Raw genomic sequence first — 8767 nt, forward strand, 5'->3', positions numbered from 1 at the left:
CCACATTGCACTGCGCATTAATGATCGTAAATTAGCGTCATTAGCACATGCGGCATGGCTGGAGGAAGGACGAGAAATATCGAGTGCTCAGATAAATGGCCGTCCTATCATTGTGATTGAATTTGCGGTGCCGCTATCGGCTTATGGTTGGTCAATAGAATGTTTGGAATTGCCTTACCCTGCCGAGGGGAAAATTTATCCAGAGCAGAGCTGGGAGCATGTGGAATTTGTGGTGCCATCTGAGGCACAAACCGCGCAAGCTTATTTGCAGGATATACTGTCGATTTACCCACGATTAGAAGAATGCTGGACAACATTAGACACTCAAGGTGTTCAAGTTAAATTGTCCAGTCCAAAAGGGGAAGGAGAGCGATTACATAACCCGACGGTTGCATTTAAGTGGCAAGGCGTGTGTATTAAACTGCATCCCCACTCTTTAAAAGAGATCGTAAAATCAGAGCAAAGATAAATTGCTCTGATGGCGATGAAGTACGGTTATCCTAAGTTATAGCTTTTAGGCCGAAGCTGGAACGCTTCAATTGAGCCAATTTCTTGCCCTAAACTGAGTTTCTGAACCGTTTGATGTGCGTTTCCTTGGCTGTGCATGATCAGTCGATTGGCGGTCCTTGGTTTTAGCTCATTGACCACAAAGCGGATCATATCACTGCGACTGAGTGATTTCAGTTCACTCAAAACCTGCTCTCTTTGATCAAAGCCGGCATCTTTATTGCCGATAGCAACCCAAAGTCTTTGCGCACGGCTGCGAAGGGTGGGGTCGGGCGTTGAAATTTGATTCCATAAACCGCGCTTACTGCTGTGCCACTGGTATTCGTTGAGCTCCAGCAACACCATGTAAAAAGCATTTAAAAATTCATCTACAGCGCTAATCAGCTCATAAGGGGCAGCATTCGGTGACTGGACGTAGAGTACGATGCCTGGGTGACGGTTTAATGGCATGTTGCCCGTTCCGACCATATAACCAAGTTGCTGCTTAGTGCGAATTTCATGAAAAAATGTAGCGGACATCAAGTGATTAGCTAATGAATATAAGGCGATGCTGCGCGGTGCGGCATCATTGCACTGATAATAGACCACCACAGCAGAATCTTCTTGATCGCAGTGAACCTCTTTTTGAAAAGTCCCACTCTCTCCGAGCATGACGAGTGGTCTTAATGATTCCTCGTACTGTTGATCTTTGACTCGTAATGCATTTTTAAGCGTATCTGCCATCGCTTGTGCATCACTTCTTAACCAGTCGCCATAGACAAACATCTCAACATGAAGTTGCGCTAATATTTGTTCAACGAAATCACTGAGCTCATCGACTTCTATCTGTTTTAAGGCACCAAGTAGCGTTTCATAAGGAGGGTTGTTGGGTTGTAAAATACCCGTCATTGCATTGAAAAGCTGCGAAATTGGACGATCTTTAGTGGTATTTTGCCAGTTACGAAGCAGTTGTTGCTTGATGGTGTTAAAGCGTTTTAGGCTAAAATCACGTTTAGCAAAGCGTGCGAGAATCATCTCCATTAACTGTGGTTGTTTTTCGCTAAAACCAGAAAGCATCAGGGTGACGCCGCCTTGATGAGCGTACATGTTGTAACTCATCCCAGCAATTTCTGCTTGATAAGTTTCCGTGGCCAGCGAGTCTAAAAACATTTCCACACAGAGACGTGTTTTAACAATATTTCGAGCAGTGGCTACCGAGATGGGGCTATCAATCGCGATGTAAATTACCCCTTTAGGCACTCTAAATTCATGGTCTTGTAGATGCCATAAACGAAAGCCTGGTAACTCTTCAATGATTTCCGGGTGTAAAGACGTTGAAGGCTCTAACGGTTTTGGGTCTAAGTCGTAACAGATAAAAGGATTGAGTGGCGGTAAGTTTGTTTCAATGTCGCAAGGGGTTGCGAATGCTGCAAGTTGTGACGCCGATAATGGAGTAATTGAATAAGGTGTAAAATACCATTTCGCTTTCTTATCGTAATACCCATCTTTAGCAATTAACGTGGCGCGTAGATTTTCAGGAGTCAAATAATGAAGTGCTTGCTTAAGTAGTGATTCGTTGTAGCCCGCCATCATGTAATCGCCATAGATGGTGTCTTGCGGCTGATAGTGCTGCATATTAACCACTAAATGGCTGACCATGTCTAATGGCCTTGTCGTTTCTTGAAAGCGAAAAGCCGATTCAAGCACCGCTCTTTTCTCAAGGTAACGCCATTCGTTTAGCCCCTGATCTGCGATTAATTTAATCTGAGTAAAGAGTGACTGGATGATGTTATCGACCTGTTTTACGCCTTCATGTGTCAGGCTAAAACTTATCGAAAACTCACGATAATTGCTGCCACTCGCGCCGCCTCCAGCCGATAAGGACGTGATCCAACCTTTCTCTTTTAATGCCAGCATTAAACTGCCTTCACCTTCGTAACCGATGAGATGGGCGAAATAAGAGAGAGGTTTGACATGATAAAAGTCATCCGCGCTTGGGGCAGGGAAGCTTAAAATCAGTTTGCGGATCTCTTTTCGTGGCTCGATTTGAATCAAGACGCCTCGGTGCGCGTCTAAAACAAAAGGCACCTCTATTTTTTTCGGGCCGAGCTGTTTATTTGGGATGGAGGAAAATTCATCTCTTGCCCACTGCTCTAACTCATCAAGTGTCTGTGGGCCCGCTAGCGAGAGCGTCATCAAATCAGCCGAGTAATTTTCATGGTGAAAACGGACAATTTCTTCACGGATAGAGACACCATTTCTATCACACAGCGTTTCTAAATTACCCACTGAAAATTTAGCAAACGGGTGTTGCGGATTAATGGTTTCTTTTTGAACCTGATAGAGCCTTCTCGAATCATCATTCTGTTTGAGTTTAAATTCAGAATCCACCGCTTGGCGTTCTTTATCCAGAGCTTCTTCATTAAACAAGGGGGCACAAAAGAATTGGCTGAATCGGTCCAAGGCTTTTTCAAAATGATTTGGGCTTACATCAAAGAAAAAACAGGTGTGCTCTGTACCAGTCCATGCATTATTGCTGCCACCATGTTGATTAATAAAACTTTGAAACTCACCAATTTTCGGGTACTTTTCTGTGCCTAAAAACAGCATGTGTTCCAGATAGTGGGCAAGACCTTCTCTGTCTTCAGGGTCATCAAAATGCCCTACATTAATCGCTAAAGCAGCGGCTGACTTTTGTGCATCATCCGCTTGAATAAGTAATGTTCTCAGACCATTAGTTAACGTAATGTAGCGGTATTGGTTGGTGTCGTTAGGGCTTAAATGCACAGTGACTCTCCACAGAAAAGGCTTTTTTAATTATGGCGTTGAAACGGTTAGGTGCAAATTTCAAGCAATGATTTTATGAGCGAAGTGCCATTTTAGTCCTTCAGGAGACTTTTTAATAGACTGTTAACAGTGTCGAAGTCTTTGCTTGGTTGCCTGATATAATCGAGAAGAAAGCCGCCTAGACGGCATAGATAATAACCACTAGGAATGAGTAATGAAGATTTTTATTATGCGTCACGGAGAAGCTGAACATTATGCAGCGAGTGATGCACAAAGGGCCTTAACCGAAAGAGGTCTTCGTGAGTCTGTTGCTGTGGCTCGTGCTTGTGAAAAGCAAGATCTTCGCCATGTTGATAAAGTATTGGTAAGCCCTTACTTACGGGCGCAGCAAACTTGGGCTGCGATAGCCTCTTATTTTAATGCCGATGATGTTGTGATCTGTGATGACATCACACCTTATGGGAAAGCGGAAGTGGTATTTGAGTATGTCTCTGCCTTGGCCGATGTAGAACAAATCGAATCAGTGCTGCTGGTGTCTCATTTACCGTTAGTTGGCTATCTCGCGGCTGAATTTGTTACCGATTTAGTCCCTCCAATGTTCCCCACATCCGGTCTGATTGGTATCGAATATGATAGAGAGTTGCGCAAAGGACAGCAGATCTGGAGTATTAATCCTTAAACCACCATTCAAAGTAAAAGAAGTTCACGTAATTTGAATAACTAGGCTACGTTAAGTGAAGGGTTATTGCCTTTACCAATGTAGCCATTATTTTGACTGTTTTACTGGACTAAAAATTGCATTGCCGAGTTAACGCATTGTCGCATTTATAGATATTTATCAACAGATTGCTTGCTAACCTATGAAATTTACTCTCCCATTTGCAGATAAATTGCCATCAATACCGCAGCGAAGTATGCCAGCAATCGGTGCGCCGGTTATGGTATTGGCCACGTTGGCTATGGTCGTTTTACCGATCCCAGCCTTCCTATTGGATCTGTTTTTCACTTTTAACATTGCCTTATCGATGGTGGTGTTACTCGTTACTGTCTATACCCGTAGACCGCTTGATTTTGCTGCTTTTCCTACGGTTTTGCTTATTGCAACCTTACTTCGACTAGCCTTGAACGTTGCTTCAACCCGTGTGGTTTTATTGTATGGTCATGAAGGCCCTGGGGCGGCTGGTAACGTCATTGAAGCGTTTGGTAGTGTGGTGATCGGTGGTAACTACGCCGTCGGTTTAGTGGTGTTTTTGATCTTGATGATCATCAACTTCATGGTAGTAACCAAAGGTGCGGGACGTATTTCTGAGGTGAGTGCTCGCTTTACCCTAGATGCCTTGCCGGGTAAGCAAATGGCCATAGATGCGGACTTAAATGCGGGTTTAATCGATCAAGACCAAGCGCGGCTGAGACGCTTTGAAGTAACCAAAGAAGCGGATTTCTACGGTTCAATGGACGGTGCGTCAAAATTTGTTAAAGGGGATGCGATTGCTGGGATCTTAATTTTGTTCATCAACATTATTGGCGGCTTATCGATTGGTATGGCGCAATATGGGTTGGGTTTTAAAGAAGCGATCCAAATCTACACACTGCTGACCATTGGTGACGGCTTAGTGGCTCAGATCCCCTCATTGCTGCTTTCGATTGGCGCTGCCATGATGGTTACCCGTCAAAATACCGATGAAGATATGGGAGAGCAAGTCGTCTTCCAACTGTTTGACAACCCTAAAGCATTGATGATTACCGCTTGTATTCTCGGCATCATGGGCATTGTACCGGGTATGCCTCACTTTGCTTTTTTACTGCTAGCCGCGTTAGCGGGTGGTTGCGCGTATTGGATGATACGCAAACAGAAAAAAACCGCCGATGAAAAGAAACTGCCTGCAAAAGTGGACAACGAAGCACCCACTCAAAAAGAGCTCTCTTGGGATGATGTTCAACCCGTTGATGTGATTGGCTTAGAAGTGGGCTATCGATTGATACCGCTTGTGGACCGAGATCAAGGTGGAGAGCTGCTCGAACGCGTAAAAGGTGTTCGGAAAAAACTGTCGCAAGACTTTGGCTTTCTTATCCCCGCAGTGCATATTCGTGACAATTTAGAATTAACACCCAATAGTTACCGCATTACCTTAATGGGGGTAGCTGTTGGCGAAGCGGAGATCCGCCCAGATCAAGAACTGGCGATTAACCCTGGTCAAGTCTATGGTGTTATTGACGGTGAACGCACACTCGACCCTGCATTCGGCCTTGAAGCGGTTTGGATCCGTGAAGAACAACGTGAACACGCACAAGCTCTCGGTTACACAGTTGTGGACTCATCGACCGTACTCGCCACTCATTTGAGTCAGCTTCTCACTAATAACGCCTCGCAACTGATTGGTCATGAAGAGGTTCAAAACTTAATTGAAATGCTGGGTCGCTCAGCGCCAAGGCTAGTTGAAAACTTCGTTCCAGATCAACTGCCGTTGGGTACAGTCGTTAAGGTACTGCAAAACCTACTCAATGAAGCGATTCCAATCCGAGATATTCGAACCATAATACAAACCTTGGCGGAGTATTCTGGGCGGAGTCAAGAACCTGACATCCTAACGGCGGCCGTTCGAATCTCATTGAAGCGTTTAATCGTCCAAGAAATCAATGGTATAGAACCTGAACTACCAGTGATAACACTGATTCCTGAGCTGGAACAAATATTGCATCAAACCATGCAGGCGTCAGGAGGAGAATCGGCAGGTATTGAGCCAGGCTTAGCAGAGCGTCTACAAGCTGCACTGAGCCATGCAACGCAAGAACAAGAATTGAAAGGTGAGCCCGCCGTGTTACTCACGTCTGGTGTACTTCGTTCAACTTTGGCGAAGTTTGTGAAAAACACGATACCTAATTTGCGTGTGCTCTCTTATCAAGAAATACCTGACGAGAAACAAATTCGGATTGTTCAAGCCGTTGGTAACTAACGAAACTGCTGTTACCTAATCGGGCTTTAGCCATTTAAACACGGATATCTGCTTTGAAAATAAAACGATTTTTTGCCAAAGATATGCGAACAGCGCTGCTGCAAGTGAAAGAAGAGCTTGGTGCGGAAGCGGTGATCATGTCGAATAAAAAAGTCGCGGGTGGTGTGGAAATCGTTGCCGCTGTGGATGGTGAACAGCCCACCCAGCAAAACAGTGCCAAGCGCTATAATTCGCAGCCTAGACAACAAGGTTACACCCAAGTCACCCCGTCTTTGAACAAATCCTCTCGTGAGTTGGATGATGATCGAGTCAGCCTGCAAAACAGCGCAGACACTGGGCGTTCAATGACCAAACGTTTTGCAAATATGTTAAAGCAGTACAGCGCACCAAGTGGCTCAGATTCGGACTATCACGCCGAAAATGAAGATTCGCTCTCTGCATTATTGCAACGTCAATCAGGTTCATCTAACACCAACTCAGGACACGGTAATGCAGAGTTACGAGCCGATTCGCCATTAGCGAAGTTAATTGCAGAGGATAGAAGAGCGTCCACCCGTCAAACGCCGAAGCTAGATCCGTCGCGTTATGATCGTTACCCAACGCAAGAGGCGAGTGTTTCGAACCCAGAGCTGGAAAACATGCGTGAAGAGATGACCTCAATACGCCGCCTGTTAGAACATCAAGTTTCAGGATTAATGTGGCAAGAAGTTGAGCGTCGAGAACCTTTGCGTGCCATGCTCATTAAAAGACTTGAGCGCATGGGGGTTTCACAAGAACTGGCTGACCAGCTTGCGTGCTATATCCCAGAAGATACTGCTCCAACTAAAGCTTGGAAGGCACTGCTTGGCTTAGTGGCTGATCAAGTCCCTGTTTCCAAACAAGATATTCTGAAACGTGGTGGTGTGGTTGCGCTATTAGGCCCAACAGGGGTTGGTAAAACCACCACCATTGCTAAACTAGCCGCTCGCGCTGCTATGGAGTATGGCGCTGATAACGTTGCTCTAGTCACCACAGATACCTATCGTATTGGTGCTCATGAACAGCTCTCTATTTATGGCCGAATCATGGGTTGTCCAGTAAGAGTTGCTAAAGATTCCAGTGAGTTAGCCGATGTAATATATCAGCTAAGAAATCGGCGTTTAATTTTAGTTGATACCGCGGGGATGGGGCAGCGTGATGTTCGGTTATCAGAGCAGCTCGATACCCTGATGCAAGAGAGTGGCGAAATCATCCACAGTTACCTTGTTCTGCCTGCAACGGCACAAAGAAAAGTATTACAAGAAACAATCGAGCACTTTAGAAGGATCCCTCTTTCAGGGTGCATTATGACTAAGCTTGATGAGTCATTGAGCTTAGGGGAATTTGTGAGTGTCGTGGTTCAAAACGCACTGCCCGTTGCTTACATCGCGAATGGTCAGCGTGTACCAGAAGATATTGTGATTGCCCAGCCGAAGTACATGGTTGCAAAGGCAAACGAATTGCTAGAGAAGTCGACAGAGAATGAACCTCACTATTGGAGCAGCGACTCCGAGAGATTCTAGGCGGCGGACAAATATGGCGAATAATATGATATATGACCAAGCGAGCGGTTTACGCCGCTTAACTCAACCGTCACTGACCAAAGTCATATCTGTGACTGGTGGTAAAGGTGGTGTGGGTAAATCTCACGTGACACTCGGCATGGCGATCTGCATGGCTCGTCAAGGCAAAAAAGTCATGGTGTTGGATGCAGACTTAGGTTTAGCTAACGTGGATGTGATGCTTGGCATACGCCCGAAGCGAAACTTAGGGCATGTACTGGCTGGCGAGTGTGAACTCAAAGATGCCATCGTCGAGGGGCCTTTTGGGATACGAATAATTCCAGCGACCTCGGGCACACAATCGATGACAGAGTTGTCACACGCCCAACATGTTGGTTTAATACGCGCCTTTGGCAGTTTAGAAGATGAGATGGATATTCTGCTCATCGATACAGCCGCAGGTATTTCTGATATGGTCGTGAGCTTCTGTCGCGCCGCACAAGATGTAGTGATCGTGGTATGTGACGAACCGACATCCATCACCGACGCTTACGCGCTGATCAAGCTCTTAAGTCGTGAACACCAAGTGCAACGTTTTAAAATTGTGGCCAATATGGTGAGAAGTTATCGTGAAGGACGGGAATTATTTGCTAAATTAACTTTAGTGACAGAAAGATTCCTAAATGTGAGCCTTGAACTTGTTGCTTGCATACCTTTGGATGATAAAGTGCGACAAGCAGTAAAAAAACAAAAAATAGTGGTCGATGCGTTTCCACGGTCACCTGCGGCACTGGCAATCAGCTCGTTGGCAAGTAAAGCGTTAACGTGGCCAATTCCAAGAACGCCGACAGGCCATCTGGAATTTTTTGTCGAGCGTTTGCTAAATAGAACAGAAAGTGTAGGGGAACCATTCGGTGAATAAAGCGCTTACTTATGACCAACACGGAAACCTAAAGAGCCAACAAGCATTTTTAGAAAAATACTCTGTATTGGTTAAGCGTATTGCACACCATTTAGCAG

General features: G+C 45.3%; 6 protein-coding genes and 1 pseudogene. 6 read left to right on the top strand and 1 reads right to left on the bottom strand.

Translation table 11 applies throughout. The features are described from left to right. Positions 1 to 469 (top strand): VOC family protein (locus B9J84_RS02805; RefSeq protein WP_094123478.1); only part of this gene is annotated, 469 nt, incomplete at its 5' end. A gap of 26 nt (positions 470 to 495) precedes the next feature. Here B9J84_RS02805 and B9J84_RS02810 read toward each other — a convergent pair. Next, positions 496 to 3273: an insulinase family protein gene (locus B9J84_RS02810; RefSeq protein ID WP_094123479.1), complete on the bottom strand. Its 2778-nt coding sequence runs from the start codon at positions 3271 to 3273 to the stop codon at positions 496 to 498. Between the two features lie 214 nt (positions 3274 to 3487). Between B9J84_RS02810 and sixA the strand changes: the two genes are divergently transcribed. From sixA to B9J84_RS16075, 5 genes and pseudogenes are all read left to right on the top strand, one after another. Next, positions 3488 to 3952 (top strand): phosphohistidine phosphatase SixA, encoded by a 465-nt coding sequence (sixA, locus tag B9J84_RS02815; protein ID WP_094123480.1) that lies wholly within the window; start codon positions 3488 to 3490, stop codon positions 3950 to 3952. A 181-nt stretch (positions 3953 to 4133) separates the two neighbouring features. Further along, positions 4134 to 6227, top strand: a complete 2094-nt coding sequence (flhA, locus tag B9J84_RS02820; protein WP_013856364.1) for a flagellar biosynthesis protein FlhA — start codon at positions 4134 to 4136, stop codon at positions 6225 to 6227. 53 nt (positions 6228 to 6280) lie between these two features. Beyond that, positions 6281 to 7768, top strand: coding sequence for a flagellar biosynthesis protein FlhF (gene flhF, locus B9J84_RS02825; protein WP_017045235.1), 1488 nt, complete (start codon positions 6281 to 6283; stop codon positions 7766 to 7768). Between the two features lie 13 nt (positions 7769 to 7781). Continuing rightward, positions 7782 to 8669, top strand: a complete 888-nt coding sequence (locus tag B9J84_RS02830; protein WP_010318888.1) for a MinD/ParA family protein — start codon at positions 7782 to 7784, stop codon at positions 8667 to 8669. Next, positions 8662 to 8767 (top strand): annotated as a pseudogene (locus B9J84_RS16075) (RNA polymerase sigma factor FliA); the annotation flags it as partial. The gene B9J84_RS02830 and the pseudogene B9J84_RS16075, both read left to right, overlap by 8 nt.

This window comes from Vibrio sp. V03_P4A6T147 (genome assembly GCF_002241085.1).
Lineage (GTDB): Bacteria > Pseudomonadota > Gammaproteobacteria > Enterobacterales > Vibrionaceae > Vibrio > Vibrio anguillarum.

Coding starts and splice junctions, on each gene's coding strand:
- sixA (WP_094123480.1), top strand. CDS start 3,488: ATGAAGATTTTTATTATGCGTCACGGAGAAGCTGAACATTATGCAGCG.
- flhA (WP_013856364.1), top strand. CDS start 4,134: ATGAAATTTACTCTCCCATTTGCAGATAAATTGCCATCAATACCGCAG.
- B9J84_RS02830 (WP_010318888.1), top strand. CDS start 7,782: ATGGCGAATAATATGATATATGACCAAGCGAGCGGTTTACGCCGCTTA.